The organism is Roseomonas sp. TAS13 (genome assembly GCF_001950415.1).
Classification (GTDB): domain Bacteria; phylum Pseudomonadota; class Alphaproteobacteria; order Acetobacterales; family Acetobacteraceae; genus Roseomonas; species Roseomonas mucosa.
The window spans coordinates 1-14,230 of record NZ_BDLP01000083.1 but is presented as its reverse complement, the minus strand read 5'-3'; the positions used below and the strand labels follow the sequence as shown (position 1 = coordinate 14,230).

Below are 14,230 nucleotides of genomic sequence, written 5' to 3'. Positions count from 1 at the left end.
GCGCGAGAAGTCCCCGGACTGCCCCCTCCGGGCCTGCCGGTGCGCGGCGAAGCCCCGCGCGTGGCGTGGCTGGTCCGGCCCGGGGCCGAGCGGATCGGCATCCAGCGCCAGGATGGTGGTGGCCCGGTCCAGGCGCGGCAGGGCGGAAAGCGGCCGCCCGAAGGCCAGCGCGGCGCCCGCGCGGAGGTTCTCCTCCCCCACCGGCTCATGCGCGTGCCAGCGCAGACCCGGGAAGCGGGTACGCACATCGCCGATCAGCCGCAGCAGGGTGGGCGAGGTGAGGTGCCCCGTCAGCAGGTGCAGCCCCGCCCCGCCACGCGCCTCCGCCTTGCGGATCTGCGGCAGCAGGGCGGTGAAGAGCGCGTCGCGCGGCGCGATCCGGATGCCCTGGCGCACGGCGCGGGAACGGTCCGGGTCATAGAGCGAGAGGATTGCCGCCTCGGTGAAGGCATCCGTGCCGCCGAGGCTGCCGGGATGCGCGGCATTGCCCTCCAGCTTCACCGGACGGCCCTCGAAGCAGGTGGCGATCACGCCGCGCGCATAGCCGTTCAGCGTCAGCGCCGTGGCATAGCGCATCGGCACGCCGGGGACGACGTTCTCCGGCTGCTCCACATAGGGGACGATCTCCTCCGCCGGCTGGCCGCAGGCGGTGAGGCTCAGCGCCGTGCCCAGCAGCGCCAGCCCGGCCCGGCGCCGGCTCATCACCGGTCCGCCCTCCGGAATATCGGACGGAGGATCGCTCAGCGGTGGCAGCGGGAGCATTCCGTCAGCCCTTCCGTCTGGATCATGTAATGGCGGATCAGCGCCTCGCCCTGCCGCCGCTGGTCGGCGGGCGGCGTCCAGTCCATGCGGGTGATGGCATCCTCCGGCCGCAGGTTCGGCGCCGGGTCGCGGTGGCAGTCCAGGCACCAGCCCATGGTCAGCGGCGCCACCTGCCGGACCTGTGGCATCCGCCCGATATCGCCATGGCAGGTGGCACAGCCGACGCCGTTGCGCACATGCACGCTGTGGTCGAAGAAGACATAGTCCGGCAGGCGGTGGACGCGCTGCCAGGCGATCGGCACATGCTTCGCGAGGCTTTCGCGCACCGGCGCCAGGATCGCGGCATTGGTCCAGATCTGCGAATGGCAGGTCATGCAGGTCTCGGTCGGCGGTACCCCCGCGAAACGGGATTCCGTGACGGAGGTGTGGCAGTAGCGGCAGTCGAGGCCGAGGCTACCGACATGATGCGCGTGGCTGAACTGCACGGGCTGTTCCACCACCATGTCCTGCCGCGTCACATGCGCGGTGAAGGGCAGCCAGAGCAACAGACCGAGCCCAGCCAGGATGAACAGAAGGACACCCAGCAGCCCGGCGCGGGCCAGCGTGTCGGCCTGGGGAGAGAAGATCTGCGGCACGGCGCCGGTCAGGAGTCGGTGGACGGGCCGTGGCCGGACAGGCGCGCCCGCGCGGGGGATGGCGGGCGTGGGCCCATCGTGAATCGCATCGTGACGTTCGGTGATCCGTTGTTGCGGCGAGGCTGAACCAGCCATCCGCGGATGAGAACGGGCCTGCCCGCCCCGGCCGATCAACAGGATGAGATGACGGGCACGGAAACCGGCCTGCCTCGCGTGGTGGTGATCCGGAACGCGCTTCCGCCGTCACCCGCCAACCCCCTGGCCCGCCGCGGCAGCCTCGGGCTATGAGGGGGTGGCCCCCGGAAGCTGGCCGGCGGCCCGGTCGCGACAACCGTCAGGAACCGGCGGGAGCGCGGCCCCCATGCCGTGGCGCGGACCGGGCCATGCCCGGCGGCACGCCCGCCCGGCCTTCACCAGCCATCGGACGCCACATGACAGCCACGCAATATATCCTGACCCTGTCCTGCCCCAACCGGCCCGGCATCGTGGCGGCGGTGGCCGGCTGCATCTTCGAGCACGGCGGCAACATCCGCGAGGCGCAGCAGTACGACGACACGGAAAGCACCCGCTTCTTCGCGCGCATCACCCTCGACCATCCCGAGGACCGGCTGGACCTGGCGGCGCTGCGGCAGGGCTTCGGCGCCGTGGCGGAACGCTTCGGCATGGCCTGGAGCCTGCGCGACCGGGGCGAGCGGCAGCGCGTCATGCTGCTGGCCTCCCGCTTCGACCACTGCCTCGCCGACATCCTCTACCGGTGGCGCATCGGCGAGCTGCCGATGATCCCGACGGCCATCGTCTCCAACCATCCGCTGGAGACCTATGCGCATCTCGACTTCGCCGGCATCCCCTTCCACCACCTGCCGGTGACGAAGGCGAACAAGCGGGAGCAGGAGGAGCGGATCTGGTCGCTGGTGCAGGAGACCGGCACGGACCTGGTGGTCCTGGCGCGCTACATGCAGATCCTCTCCGACGACCTCGCCGGGAAGCTGGCCGGGCGCTGCATCAACATCCACCATTCCTTCCTGCCGGGCTTCAAGGGCGCGCGCCCCTACCACCAGGCGCATGCGCGCGGCGTGAAGCTCATCGGCGCCACGGCGCACTACGTCACCGCCGATCTCGACGAAGGGCCGATCATCGAGCAGGACGTGGAACGCATCAGCCACAACGACACGCCCGATGACCTGATCCGCCAGGGCCGCGACATCGAGCGCCGCGTCCTGTCCCGCGCCCTGCTCTGGCAGCTCGAAGGACGCATCCTGCTCAACGGCAGCCGCACGGTGGTGTTCCGCGACTGATCCGGCCGCGCGTATGGCGTCCCGGCGAGCATGCACTCCATGAGTTGAGCAGCGGCGGGGTTCGCAGGTGGGAATACCGGACTAGGCTCCATCCCCCAATCACACGGAGGCCAGAAGAACCCCGATGAAACGATCCCTGCTTCCCGGCCGCGGCGCATTCCTGGCCCTCGCGGCGAGTGGCCTGTTCGGCCTCGCCGCCTGCGCCGATCCCTCCGCCCCCCCGCAAACCGCCACGGCCCCCGCGCCCGCGAATGCCGCACCAGCAGCCCAGCCCGTGGCCGCCACGCCGGATCAGCCCCTGGAAGGCGTCGCCTGGCGCCTCACGCAACTGGACGGGAAGCCTGTCTCCCCCGGCCAGAACCAGCGCGCCCCCTTCCTGCAGTTCGACGCGCAGAACAAGCGGGTTTCCGGCTCCGGAGGCTGCAACCGCCTGACCGGCACCTATCTGTCCGGACCGGGCACGCTGCGGATCGGCCCCGTGGCCAGCACCCGCATGGCCTGCCTCGACCGGGACACCGGGGAACGCGAGAACCGCTTCTTCGCCGCGCTGGAGGCGGCCAGGGGCTACCGGATCGCCGGGCGCGTGCTGACCCTGACCGATGGCGGCGGCCAGACCCTGGCGGTGCTGGAGGAAGCGACGCTGCGCTGAGGCGGATGCGGGCGGCGTCCGGATGCTTCCATCCGGACGCGATCCGCCCTAGCGGCCCAGCCCGTCCCAGAACTCCTTCACCTTGGCGAAGAAACCCTCGGATTCCGGCGAGGACCGGTCGCCCTCCCGCGCCTCGGCCTCGAACTGCTCCAGCAGCTCGCGCTGGCGGGGGGACAGGTTCTGCGGCGTCTCGACGCTGACCTGCACGTACATGTCGCCGCGCGCCGCCGAGCGGAGCACGGAGAAGCCCTTGCCGCGCAGGCGGAACTGGTCGCCCGCCTGGGTGCCCTGCGGGATGGTGACGCGGGCGCGGCCGCCATCGATGGTCGGCACCTCCACCGCCCCGCCCAGCGCCGCCTGGGTCATGCGCAGCGGCACGCGGACGAAGATGTTGTTGCCGTCGCGCACGAAGAGCGGGTGCGTACGCACGCCGATATCCACATAAAGATCGCCCGCGGGCGCGCCGCGGAGCCCGGCCTCGCCCTCGCCGGACAGGCGGATGCGCGTGCCGTCCTCGACACCCGCCGGAACGGTGACGTTGAGGGTGCGGTCGCGCTGCACGCGGCCGGCGCCCTGGCAGACCTTGCAGGGGTTCTTCACCGTGCGGCCGGTGCCGCCGCAGGTCGGGCAGGTGCGCTCCACCAGGAAGAAGCCCTGCTGCGCCCGGACCTTGCCCGCGCCATGGCAGGTGGCGCAGGTCTGCACGGAAGCCTTGCCGCCCTCGGCGCCCGAGCCGTCGCAGGCCTCGCAGGCCACGGAGCTGGGCACGCGGATGGTCTTCTTGACCCCGGCGAAGGCTTCCTCGAGGCTGATCTCGATGCTGGTGCGCAGGTCCGACCCACGGCCCGCCGCCGCGCCGCCCCGGCCACGGCCGCCGCCCGCGCCGCCACCGAAATTGGCGCCGAACATCTGCTCGAAGATGTCCTCGAAGGGCGAGCCGGCGAAGCCACCGCCGCCAAAGCCCCCGGCCCCGCCGCCACCCCCGCCCTCGAAGGCAGCATGGCCATAGCGGTCGTAGGCGGCGCGCTTCTCGCCGTCCTTGAGGACGTCGTAGGCCTCGTTGAGCTCCTTGAACCGCGTCTCGGCGCCCTTGTCGCCCTGGTTGCGGTCCGGATGGTACTTCATGGCGAGCTTGCGATAGGCCTTCTTCAGCTCGTCCTCGCCCGCGTCACGGGCACAACCCAGAATTTCGTAGTAATCGCGCTTTGCCATCGTCGTCCCGTTCGCAGGGCGGGCCTGGTCCGGCGATCCCGATCACCGAACCGGCCAATTTTCCCTGTGGCCTGCTGATCCGCGGCTGCCGCGGGCAGGACACCAGAGGCGCTTCATAGCAAAACGCCCGGCCCGGGGGGCAAAATCCCCACGGGCCGGGCGCCGTGCCCTACAGCGCCGGCAGGCCTCTCAGCCCGTCAGCCCTGGTTCTTCTTGTTGTGGTCCACGTCCTCGAACTCGGCGTCCACCACCTTGCTGCCGTCGCCCGGCTGGCCCCCGGCCGCACCACCGGCGCCCTGCCCCGCGCCCGGCGCGCCCTGGGAGGATGGGCCGGAGGCACCCTGGGCCTCGGACTGGGCGCGGTACATGGCCTCGCCCATCTTCATGGCCGCAGCGGACAGCCGCTCGGTCGCCTGCTTCAACGTCTCGGCATCGCCGTTCTCGCGGGCCGACTTCGCCGCTTCCAGCGCGCCCTCGACCTCGCCCTTCTCCGCCGCGCCGACCTTGTCGCCGGCCTCGGCCAGCGTCTTCTCGGTCTGGTGGATCAGGGCCTCCAGGTTGTTGCGCGCCTCGACCGCCTCACGCCGCTTCTTGTCCGCCTCGGCATTCGCCTCGGCGTCCTTGACCATGCGCTCGATGTCGTTCTCGCTCAGGCCGGAGCGGGCCTGGATCTTGATGTTCTGCTCCTTGCCGGTGGCCTTGTCCTTGGCGCTCACGGAGACGATGCCGTTCGCGTCGATGTCGAAGGTCACCTCGATCTGCGGCACGCCGCGCGGCGCGGGCGGAATGCCCTGCAGGTCGAAGTTGCCGAGCAGCTTGTTGTCCGCCGCCATCTCGCGCTCGCCCTGGAAGACCTTGATGGTCACCGCCGTCTGGTTGTCGTCGGCGGTGGAGAAGGTCTGGGACTTCTTCGTCGGGATGGTGGTGTTGCGGTCGATCAGCCGGGTGAACACGCCGCCCAGCGTCTCGATGCCCAGGCTCAGCGGGGTCACGTCGAGCAGCAGGACGTCCTTCACCTCGCCCTTCAGCACCGCGCCCTGGATGGCGGCGCCGATGGCGACCACCTCGTCCGGGTTCACGTTGCGGGCGGGCTCCTTGCCGAAGAACTGCTTCACCGTCTCGATGATCTTGGGCATGCGGGTCATGCCGCCGACCAGGATCACCTCGTCGATCTCGTTCGCGGCGAGGCCCGCATCCTTCAGCGCGTTGCGGCAGGGCTCCAGCGTCCGCTGCACCAGGTCATCGACCAGCGCCTCCAGCTTCGCGCGCGTCAGCTGCAGCACGAGGTGCTTCGGGCCGGTCGCGTCGGCGGTGATGAAGGGCAGGTTGATCTCGGTCTGCTTGGCCGAGGACAGCTCGATCTTCGCCTTCTCGGCGGCCTCCTTGAGGCGCTGCAGGGCGAGCTTGTCGCCGCGCAGGTCGATGCCGTTCTCCTTCTTGAACTCGTCGGCCAGGTAGTCGATCACCCGCTGGTCGAAGTCCTCGCCGCCCAGGAAGGTGTCGCCATTGGTGGACTTCACCTCGAAGACGCCGTCGCCGATCTCCAGCACGGAAACGTCGAAGGTGCCGCCGCCGAGGTCATAGACCACGATCGTGCCGGAGTTCTTCTTGTCGAGCCCATAGGCCAGCGCGGCGGCCGTCGGCTCGTTGATGATGCGCAGCACCTCGAGGCCCGCGATGCGGCCGGCCTCCTTGGTGGCCTGGCGCTGGGCGTCGTTGAAATAGGCCGGGACGGTGATCACGGCCTGGGAGACGGGCTCGCCGAGGTAGTTCTCGGCCGTCTCCTTCATCTTGCCCAGGACGTAGGCACTGATCTGCTGCGGCGCCATCTTGTCGCCGCGCGCCTCCACCCAGGCGTCGCCGTTGTCGGCGCGCACGATGTGGAAGGGGGCGAGGCTCTTCTCCTTCTGCACCATGGCGTCGTCGAAGCGACGGCCGATCAGGCGCTTCACGGCATAGAGCGTGTCGGTGGGGTTGGTCACCGCCTGGCGCTTCGCGGCCTGGCCGACCAGGCGCTCGCCATTCTTGGTGAAGGCGACCATGGAGGGCGTCGTGCGCGCGCCCTCGGCATTCTCCAGCACCCGGGCTTCGCCGCTTTCCATGATGGCGACGCAGGAATTCGTGGTGCCGAGATCGATGCCGATAACTTTGCTCATCCGTCTCTCCTCTGCGGCGGATCGGGACGGCCCTGCTCAGGCGCCGTGCCGGTCCCCATTTGCTCGGATGTGGGGAATTGGTTCGGACCGGGACCGGTCCGCGACCAAGGATGTATTGTTCCAGGGCTTTGGCAACAAGAGGGCAACACCCGCAAAGCGGCCCCTCCTTGCGCGCTTCCCGCGAGTCAGACCCCCGGATTCCGCCGGAAACCGCCGGTCAGGACCGGGATGCCCCGAAAGGCGGTCCAGGAGGCGGCGCTCCGGCAGACGGCGGGGCGGCCGGGCCGGGGCCTGCTCCGCGGAACAGGTAGAGGACGCGCTTGCCGTTCCGCGGGTCCCGCGCCTCGCCCACCGGGCGGAAGCCCAGCCTCGCATGGAAGGCGAGGCTGCCGGGGTTGGGCGGGTCCAGGTTGACCTCGCAGCCCACGCCGCAGCGCCCGGCGGCCAGGAGGCCCGCCGCCAGATCCTCGTAAAGGCGGCGGGCGATCCCCTGCCCGCGGGCCGCGGCGGCGACGGCCACACGGTCCACATAGACCGCATCCGGACGATGGCGGTGGACCCAGCCATGGTTCGGCCCGCGCAGCGGCAGGCCAGCGAAGGCGAGCAGGAAACCCAGGGGCCTGCCCGCCTCCCCCACCGCGACGCGGGCGCGGAAGGCGCCACGCGCCAGATCCGCGAATCCCGCCTCCCCGACCGCGTTCAGCTCCGCCGCATGGGCGTCGTTCAGCCTGGCCAGGGCGGGGATGTCGGCGGCCCGGATGTCGCGGCGGCGGATCAGGCCGGCTTGCCCGCGACCACCACCATGGCGGGGCGCAACAGGCGGCCGTTCAGCGTCCAGGCCGGGGTCCAGGCCTGGATCACCGTGCCCGGCTCCACGCCCGGCGGGGCCGGCTGCTCGGCCATGGCCTGGTGCAGCGCCGGGTCGAAGGGCCGGCCGGCCGCCTCCACCCGCTGCACGCCATGGCGCTCCAGCATGGAAAGGAAGGAGCGCTCCACCCCCTCGAAGCCGCCGCGCAGCTTGCCCAGCAGCTCGGGCTCGCCCGGTTCGGGCTGCGGCAGGGCATCGAGGCCCCGGCGCAGGTTGTCCGCCGCCTCGGCCACGTCGGTGGCGAATTTCTGGATGGCGTAGTTGCGGGCGTCCTCCACCTCCTTGCGCTGGCGGTTGCGGGCGTTCTGGGCCTCGGCCTCCGCCCGCATCCACTTGTCGCGCAGGGCGGCGAGCTCCTCCTCCAGCGCCGCGACGCGCTCCGATTCGGGCTGCGGCGGCAAGGCTTCCGCGGCCTCCCCCGCCTCCGGGGCCGGTGCCTCGTGGACGGGAATGGCGATGTCGTCCTCAGGGTGGGCCTGGCCTTGCCGCTCAGCCTCGGAAGGGTGCTTCCAGTTCGAATTGCTCATGAAAAATCCAGGTCGTCCGTGTGGGGCACCGGTCCATGCGGGACCGGAAACATGTCCTGTCCCACCTAGGGTCCGGAAGCCTTCGCGGCAAGGCGCGGGCTTGGCGGAGCGGGGCAGCGGGCTCATCTTCCCGGTCCACATGACCGAGCCCTCTCCCGAGATTTCCCCGATGGCCGAGCGGATCGAGGCACGGCTGGAACGCCTGGACCTCGACCCCGCCAGCGCCACGAAGAAGGCGGGACTGCCGCCCGGGAGCATCGAGCGCATCCTGACGGGACAGGCGCCCAGCCCGCGCGGCACGCCGCTGCGCAAGCTGGCGGAGGTGCTGGAATGCTCGGTCTCCTACCTCGTGGGGCTGGACCCGGACGCCCCTCCCCCGCCCGAGCTGCTGGCGGAGGAACAGGGGGATTTCGGCCTGCTGTCCGGCGACCAGGAAGCCCTGCTGCGGGCCTATGGCCGGCTGGACATGGCCTCCAAGCAGGCCCTGCTGCATGTCGCCCGGAAAATGGCCGGACCGGAGCCGGAACCGGAGGCGAAGCCGGCTAGGAGCCGGCGCAAGGCCTGATACGAACGGCGGACCTTCCCTTCACCCATGGGCTCCGGCGTGGTTTCGTCTGGCCACCCCCGGGGGAGAGGCCCTGCCTCTCGCCCCGGCCCCCTCTCCGCCAGGACCCTGCGGGCCCTGGGCCCGATGAGTTGGTGCTTCCGGCAAAGGCCGGTGCCGGGGGCCGGTCCCGCAGGGCTGGTGCACACGGCAGTGCCGGCAGCGGAAGAAAACACCCATTCCCATATTGGTGGCGCCGGCAGCCCGCCGGAAAGCCTTGCCCTCCGGCGCGATCCGGCCACAGCCAAGGCCGGAGAACGGAAGGTCCAGTGTCAAACATATGCGTTTGACCAGGTTCCTGGCGAAGGCAGAGCCCTCCCCTCGGGCCAGGAGCACCCCCGCCGGCCTCACCGTCACCCGGACAGGTCACGGCCACCGCAAACGTTCCTTGCTTCCCTGCCCGCCCGGCGATATAGGAATATAATCAACGCCACCCCTTTGCAGCGTCGTCTGCCCCTGTGGCGGGCATCTGGCCAACCCTACCCGCCACCCAGGACAAAGCTCTGCACCTGCCAAGCCGCATAAAGGACTAAAAACCTAAAACACTAAAATCCTAAAGCGTCACAGCCGGTGACGATAACCTCCGGGGCACGGGGGCATGGCAAAGACCCACCCCCTGACCCGCGGATACGAAGCGCGGCGGCCGTCACGCCGGACGAAGGCGCCGGACGAGACGGACCAGGAAGGGCAGGAAGGCGAGCGCCAGGGCCACCAGGGCCACCCACTGGGCGGGGCGCAGGCCATAGCCGAGGGCCAGGTTGGCCCGCAGCACCAGCGCGGCGGGGACGCGGGTAGCCAGGGCGTACCAGCCGTATTCGATGACGGCGGTGCCGAGGGTGGCGAGGGGCACGAGGGCAAGCAGGGGCAGGAAGCCGGTCCGCCGCGTGGCCGGAAGCAGGCGCCAGAGGATGAGCCAGAGCAGGAAGCCCGCCATGAGCACGGCCTCGGAAACATCGACCTTCGACTGCATGAAGAAGTGCAGCGCGCCCAGGCCGGCGATCGGGAAGACCAGCCGGTGCAGGCGCTTCCAGTTGCGGCCCATGCGGCGGACCGCGCCGTCGGTGGAGGTCCAACCCAGGACGCAGAGGCCGAGCACCGCCGCGAAACCGATGGTGAGGTAGGTGCGCTTCAGGATCTCGCCGGCGACGTGGAACAGGTCGAAGCGCTGGTCGATCACATAGAGCATCAGGTGCGCCAGGGCATAGGCCAGGGCGGCGAGGCCCAGCATCCGCCGCAGCACCACGACACGGGGCCATTCCGCCAGGTAGCGCAGGGGCGTGACGGCGAGCGAGATCAGCAGGAAGCGGATGGCCCAAAGGCCGGTCTGGTGCGTCGCCTCCATATAGGGCTCGGCGCCGAGCGTGCCCGTGCTCCAGCGCAGCCCGGCGATCAGGCCGGGCAGCAGCGTGGCCAGGAAGACGGCGGTCTTGAAGGGCGAGACGCGGCCGCCCCGGTCCAGCCAGGGCCAGGGAGCCACGGAAGAAACGGCCCGGGAGGAACCCCGGGAAGCCGGGCGGCCCGCCTCGGCGGGGGCGCCTTCCGGGCGGGTGCCCCCCGGGCGCGGGCGGCGCGGGCGGGTGGCCCCCGCGGGAAGGTCGGGCGGAGGGCCTGGGGAAAGGTCGGAGGACATGCCGCGGCCTCAGTTGGACGGGGAAACGCCGTCCTTGGCGACCGTGACACGGGTTGCGGTAAGGCGGCCCTCGGCGTCGCGGGTGGCGCCGAACATCACCGCGGCGCCGGGCTTCAGGTCCTCGCGCGTGGCGGGGACAGGGGTGACGACCGGCGTGCCGGGCGGCACATGGATGCGCAGCGTCTGGCCCTTGTAGGCCATGGTGAGTTCGCGGCCGGAGGTGGCGGAGACGGCGGCATCGACCGTCGCATTGGTCATGCTGGTGCCCGGCAGGTCCCAGGGATAATGCCCCTCGCCGACGCCGCGCATCGCCTCGGGAAAGACCTGGACGGCGCGGGCCTCCAGAGTCGCGCCCTCGCCCGGCACGCCGACGATGCCGAGATAGTCGCCAGGCTTGATGCTGGAAAGCTCCACCGGCCTGGGCGAGACGACGGTCAGGTTGCCGGCGAGGGTCACGGGCAGCGTGTCGCCGTCGCGGGTCTTCACCACCATCGAGGCACCCTCGACCGAGACGATGCTGCCCCGGATGCGGACGGGCGCGGCCTGCGGGGCGGTGCCCGGCTGAGCCACCCCAGGGGCCACCCCAGGGGCCACTCCGGGGGCCACTCCGGGGGCCACTCCTTGCGCCAGGGCCGGCACCGGCCATGCCTGCGGCAGGACGGCCAGGGATGCGGCCAGGACCGCGGGCAGGATGCGGGAAGAATCGGGCATCGGCGTTCGGAAGCTCCAACGGCGGCACGCCGTGCGGGCCGGAACGCCGCTGAACAGCTCGCCCGCACGGCGTGCCGCCGGGGGCTGCGCGGGACATCTGCGGGGATCAGGCACGCGGCGCGGACCGGGGTTAGGTGTGGGAGCCCCATGGGGATGCAAGGGCCGGCCCCGGGCCTGTCGGATAATTCACGCCGCTCCCCGGCGCCCCCCCCTTGCCGTGGCGGGCCGCTAGCCGCAGCCGCAGCCGCCGGCCTTGCGGGCGCCCGCCGCCCCGGCATGGTCCGGCCGGGTGGAGGGATCGCGCGACAGCCCCTTGGCCGCCAGCTCGGCTTCGTAGGCCGGCCACCAGCCTTCCTGCTCCTCCCCCAGCCGGCGCAGCACCGTCCAGCTGTAGATGCCGGTGTCGTGCAGGTCGTCGAAGACGATCCGGACCGCGTAATGGCCGACCGGCTCCAGCGCCATGATGCCGACATGGCGGCGGCCCGAAACCAGCTTCTTCTGGCCCGGACCGTGGCCCTGCACCTCGGCGGAGGGGCTTTCCGCCCGCAGGTACTCGGCCGGCAGGCTGTGGCGCACCCCGTCCGGCCAGGCGACCTCCAGCCGCTTCTCCGCCCGGCGGAGGCGCAGCTCCGTCGGGACCAGGGGCGCGGCGATGCTCACCCGTCGAGCCGGCGCGCCTCGTCCGGCAGCATGATCGGAATGCCGTCGCGGATCGGATAGGCCAGCCCGGCCTTGTCGCTGATCAGCTCGCCGCGCTCGCGGTCATAGCGCAGCGGTCCCTTGGTCACGGGGCAGACCAGGATCTCCAGCAGGCGGGGATCGACCGGGGCGGATGTCTTGGTGTCGTTCATCGTCTCGTTCTCGTTCAGCTCGGCCTGCCGGACGGCGAGGCGTCCGGCCCGCCGAGGGCATCCATCTGCAACAGGGTCACCAGCGTCCTCGCCCGGTCTTCCGGAGTCGGGGCCTCCAGCAGCGCCTGCTTCTCGCGCGGATCGAAGGGACAGACCATGGCCAGCGTGGTGACCAGCATCGGGTCCGGCAGCTTCTCGATCGCCTCCCAGTTCGCCTCGATCCGCCGCGCCCGGAAATAGGGGTGCAGCGCCGACATCAGCGCCGCGCGGTCGAGCAGGGGCTCCGCGCCGCCGGTCTCCAGATCGGCAAGCCAGGGGCGGTAGTCTGCCCGGACCCGCCGGTAGCCCCCCGGATGCAGGGGCAGCTCCTGGCGCACCTGGAAGCGGAGCAGGCCGGTCAGGGTGATCAGCAGCCGCCCGTCCTCCGTCTCGGAGAAGGAGGAGACGCGGCCCAGGCAGCCCGTGCCGTAGAGACCGGGCGGGGTGGCCCCCGGCGCGCTGGGATCGGGCTGGATCATGCCGAAGAACCGCCCCCGGCCCAGGCTGTCCTGCACCATGGCGAGGTAGCGGGGCTCGAAGATGTTCAGCGGCAGCCGGCCTTGCGGCAGCAGCAGCGCGCCCGTGAGCGGAAAGACCGCGATCTCTTCCGGCAGGCTTTCGGGCCCGGGATGGAAGGCGGGCACGGGCGCGCCACCGTTCAGCTGAACAGCAGGGTCGAGAGCTTGCGCCGCGCCGCGACCGAGGCCGGGTCGGCGAAGCCCCAGGCTTCCAGGAACTTCAGCAGCTGCTTGCGCGCCGCCTGCTCGTTCCATTCGCGGTCGCGCCGGATCGAATCGATCAGCGCATCCACGGCGGCGGCCTTCTCCCCGGCGGCGTTCAGCGCCACGGCAAGATCGATCCGGGCGGCATGGTCGTCCGGATCGGCGGCCACGCGCTGCTCGAACTCCGCCAGCCGGGCGCGGGCCTCGCGGCCCTGCTTCGCGAGTTCCAGCGCCGAGCGGACCGAGGCGATCTCGGCATGGTTGGCGATCTTGGCCGGGATCTGGTCGAGCACGGCCTCTGCCTGGTCTTCCTCGCCCAGGGCCATGAGGGCGCGCACCAGCCCGGCATAGGCTTCCGCATTCTCGGGCTCCGCCTGGATCAGCTCGCCGAAGAGCTGCAGGGCGCCAGCGTGGTCGCCCTCCTCGGCGGCGGCCTTGGCCTCGCCCAGCAGGTCGGCCGTGGGCATCTGCCCGCCGGCCAGCTTCAGCAGCGCCTCGACGAAGCGCTTGACCTCGCTTTCCGGCAGGGCGCCCTGGAAGAGATCGGCGATCTGCCCCTTCCAGAAGGCCACGACCGTCGGCACCGACTGCAGCGGCAGGCCCATCTGGGCAAGCTGCCGCACCAGCGCCTGATTCTTGTCGATGTCGATCTTGACCAGCTTCACCCGGCCGCCGGCGGCGCGGGTGACCTTCTCCAGCGTCGGCGTGAGCTGCTTGCACGGACCGCACCAGGTCGCCCAGAAATCCACCAGGATAGGCGTCTGGCGCGAAGCCTCGACCACATCCTGCATGAAGCTGTTCTGGTCGCTGTCGCGGATGATGTCGGCGTCGCCGCCGCCCGCGGCGGGGCGATTCGGGTCCAGGATAGTGTCCATGTGGGTGGGTTCCCCAACTTCGTTTGCGCTCATAGATGCGCCTGTGGAGCCCGGACGCAATGGCCCAGGGCATAGATCGCCCCTCCGCCTGGGGTTCCGGTGGCCTGGAAGGGCGGGAAGGAACGGCCGGATGGCAGCCCTGCGAAAAACTGGGGCGGGGACCCTTGTCAGCCTGTCACCGGCATGTCAAAAGCCCGGCCACAGACGGAGCGCGGGCGTAGCTCAGGGGTAGAGCACAACCTTGCCAAGGTTGGGGTCGAGGGTTCGAATCCCTTCGCCCGCTCCAGTCGGTCTCCTCACAACCTGTCTCTCCCGACCAGGGCACCGCGCTGAGGCGCAGGTTTCCTGCGGTTTTCGGTCTCGACCTTGATGGTGCAAGGTCGGAACGTGGGCGGGTTTTCTCTCCGAAATGCCGGAGACTCTCTCCACCTTGAGGGTAGGTCGATTTTGCCAACGGGGTGTGGATCGGCATGGAATAGGAACCCTGTTGGAGGGGTGATCGGCGTCCAAACGGGACCCCACTGACGGCGGGGTTCACAGTGGTTTCCGGGATGATCGGGAGCCAGTGCTGGGATGCTGGTCGTGGAGACAGTGGCAAAGATCCGGCGCCTGCACCGGGTGCAGGGCAAGTCGATCAAGGCGATCTGTCGTGAGCTCGGGATTTCGCGAAAGGTGGTCCGGAAGGTTCTGCGGT

Annotated in this window: 13 protein-coding genes, 1 tRNA gene and 3 pseudogenes; 5 read left to right on the top strand and 12 right to left on the bottom strand. The window is 70.7% G+C overall.

Annotated features, from left to right (window positions below; translation table 11 throughout):
* Positions 1–702: pseudogene (locus tag ROTAS13_RS09160) on the bottom strand (4Fe-4S ferredoxin); the annotation flags it as partial.
* A 38-nt stretch (positions 703–740) separates the two neighbouring features.
* Entirely contained in the window at positions 741–1,397 is a 657-nt protein-coding gene (locus ROTAS13_RS09155) for a cytochrome c3 family protein (protein WP_075822147.1), read from the bottom strand.
* 431 nt (positions 1,398–1,828) lie between these two features.
* Here ROTAS13_RS09155 and purU point away from each other — a divergent pair, with 431 nt between their 5' ends.
* On the top strand, positions 1,829–2,692 hold the full coding sequence (purU, locus tag ROTAS13_RS09150; RefSeq protein ID WP_019459286.1) for a formyltetrahydrofolate deformylase: 864 nt from the start codon (positions 1,829–1,831) through the stop codon (positions 2,690–2,692).
* A 124-nt stretch (positions 2,693–2,816) separates the two neighbouring features.
* Positions 2,817–3,341 (top strand): META domain-containing protein, encoded by a 525-nt coding sequence (locus ROTAS13_RS09145; RefSeq protein WP_075822146.1) that lies wholly within the window; start codon positions 2,817–2,819, stop codon positions 3,339–3,341.
* A 48-nt stretch (positions 3,342–3,389) separates the two neighbouring features.
* Here the strand turns inward: ROTAS13_RS09145 and dnaJ are convergent, their stop codons facing one another.
* From dnaJ to ROTAS13_RS09125, 4 genes and pseudogenes are all read right to left on the bottom strand, one after another.
* Positions 3,390–4,553: a molecular chaperone DnaJ gene (gene dnaJ / locus ROTAS13_RS09140; RefSeq protein WP_075822145.1), complete on the bottom strand. Its 1,164-nt coding sequence runs from the start codon at positions 4,551–4,553 to the stop codon at positions 3,390–3,392.
* A 197-nt stretch (positions 4,554–4,750) separates the two neighbouring features.
* A pseudogene (gene dnaK, locus ROTAS13_RS09135) lies at positions 4,751–6,724 on the bottom strand (molecular chaperone DnaK); the annotation flags it as partial.
* Positions 6,725–6,926: 202 nt separating this feature from the next.
* Positions 6,927–7,346, bottom strand: coding sequence for a GNAT family N-acetyltransferase (locus ROTAS13_RS09130; protein ID WP_075822144.1), 420 nt, complete (start codon positions 7,344–7,346; stop codon positions 6,927–6,929).
* Between the two features lie 137 nt (positions 7,347–7,483).
* Positions 7,484–8,104, bottom strand: a complete 621-nt coding sequence (locus ROTAS13_RS09125; protein WP_075822143.1) for a nucleotide exchange factor GrpE — start codon at positions 8,102–8,104, stop codon at positions 7,484–7,486.
* Positions 8,105–8,204: 100 nt separating this feature from the next.
* Here ROTAS13_RS09125 and ROTAS13_RS09120 point away from each other — a divergent pair, with 100 nt between their 5' ends.
* Positions 8,205–8,669 (top strand): helix-turn-helix domain-containing protein, encoded by a 465-nt coding sequence (locus ROTAS13_RS09120; RefSeq protein ID WP_019459280.1) that lies wholly within the window; start codon positions 8,205–8,207, stop codon positions 8,667–8,669.
* A 685-nt stretch (positions 8,670–9,354) separates the two neighbouring features.
* Here ROTAS13_RS09120 and ROTAS13_RS09115 read toward each other — a convergent pair.
* The 6 genes from ROTAS13_RS09115 to ROTAS13_RS09090 all read right to left on the bottom strand — a co-directional run bounded on the left by ROTAS13_RS09115 (position 9,355) and on the right by ROTAS13_RS09090 (position 13,536).
* The gene (locus ROTAS13_RS09115; RefSeq protein WP_075822149.1) at positions 9,355–10,185 is read right to left on the bottom strand and encodes a sulfite oxidase heme-binding subunit YedZ; all 831 of its coding nucleotides are present in this window, start codon (positions 10,183–10,185) and stop codon (positions 9,355–9,357) included.
* 162 nt (positions 10,186–10,347) lie between these two features.
* Positions 10,348–11,049 carry a hypothetical protein gene (locus ROTAS13_RS09110; RefSeq protein ID WP_083755449.1) on the bottom strand — a complete coding sequence of 234 codons (702 nt, stop codon included), beginning with the start codon at positions 11,047–11,049 and terminating at the stop codon, positions 10,348–10,350.
* A 228-nt stretch (positions 11,050–11,277) separates the two neighbouring features.
* Complete coding sequence (locus ROTAS13_RS09105; protein ID WP_075822142.1) at positions 11,278–11,709, bottom strand: gamma-butyrobetaine hydroxylase-like domain-containing protein; 432 nt, start codon at positions 11,707–11,709, stop codon at positions 11,278–11,280.
* A complete protein-coding gene (locus ROTAS13_RS09100) occupies positions 11,706–11,900 on the bottom strand; it encodes a Trm112 family protein (protein ID WP_019459276.1) in 195 nt (64 codons plus the stop codon). Before ROTAS13_RS09100 ends, ROTAS13_RS09105 begins: the two co-directional genes overlap by 4 nt.
* 14 nt (positions 11,901–11,914) lie before the next feature.
* Positions 11,915–12,583 (bottom strand): LON peptidase substrate-binding domain-containing protein, encoded by a 669-nt coding sequence (locus ROTAS13_RS09095; RefSeq protein WP_075822141.1) that lies wholly within the window; start codon positions 12,581–12,583, stop codon positions 11,915–11,917.
* A 14-nt stretch (positions 12,584–12,597) separates the two neighbouring features.
* Positions 12,598–13,536 carry a co-chaperone YbbN gene (locus ROTAS13_RS09090; protein WP_019459274.1) on the bottom strand — a complete coding sequence of 313 codons (939 nt, stop codon included), beginning with the start codon at positions 13,534–13,536 and terminating at the stop codon, positions 12,598–12,600.
* 211 nt (positions 13,537–13,747) lie between these two features.
* Between ROTAS13_RS09090 and ROTAS13_RS09085 the strand changes: the two genes are divergently transcribed.
* Both ROTAS13_RS09085 and ROTAS13_RS28050 read left to right on the top strand, forming a co-directional pair.
* Positions 13,748–13,822: transfer RNA gene (locus ROTAS13_RS09085), tRNA-Gly, on the top strand.
* Positions 13,823–14,109: 287 nt separating this feature from the next.
* Positions 14,110–14,230 (top strand): annotated as a pseudogene (locus tag ROTAS13_RS28050) (helix-turn-helix domain-containing protein); the annotation flags it as partial.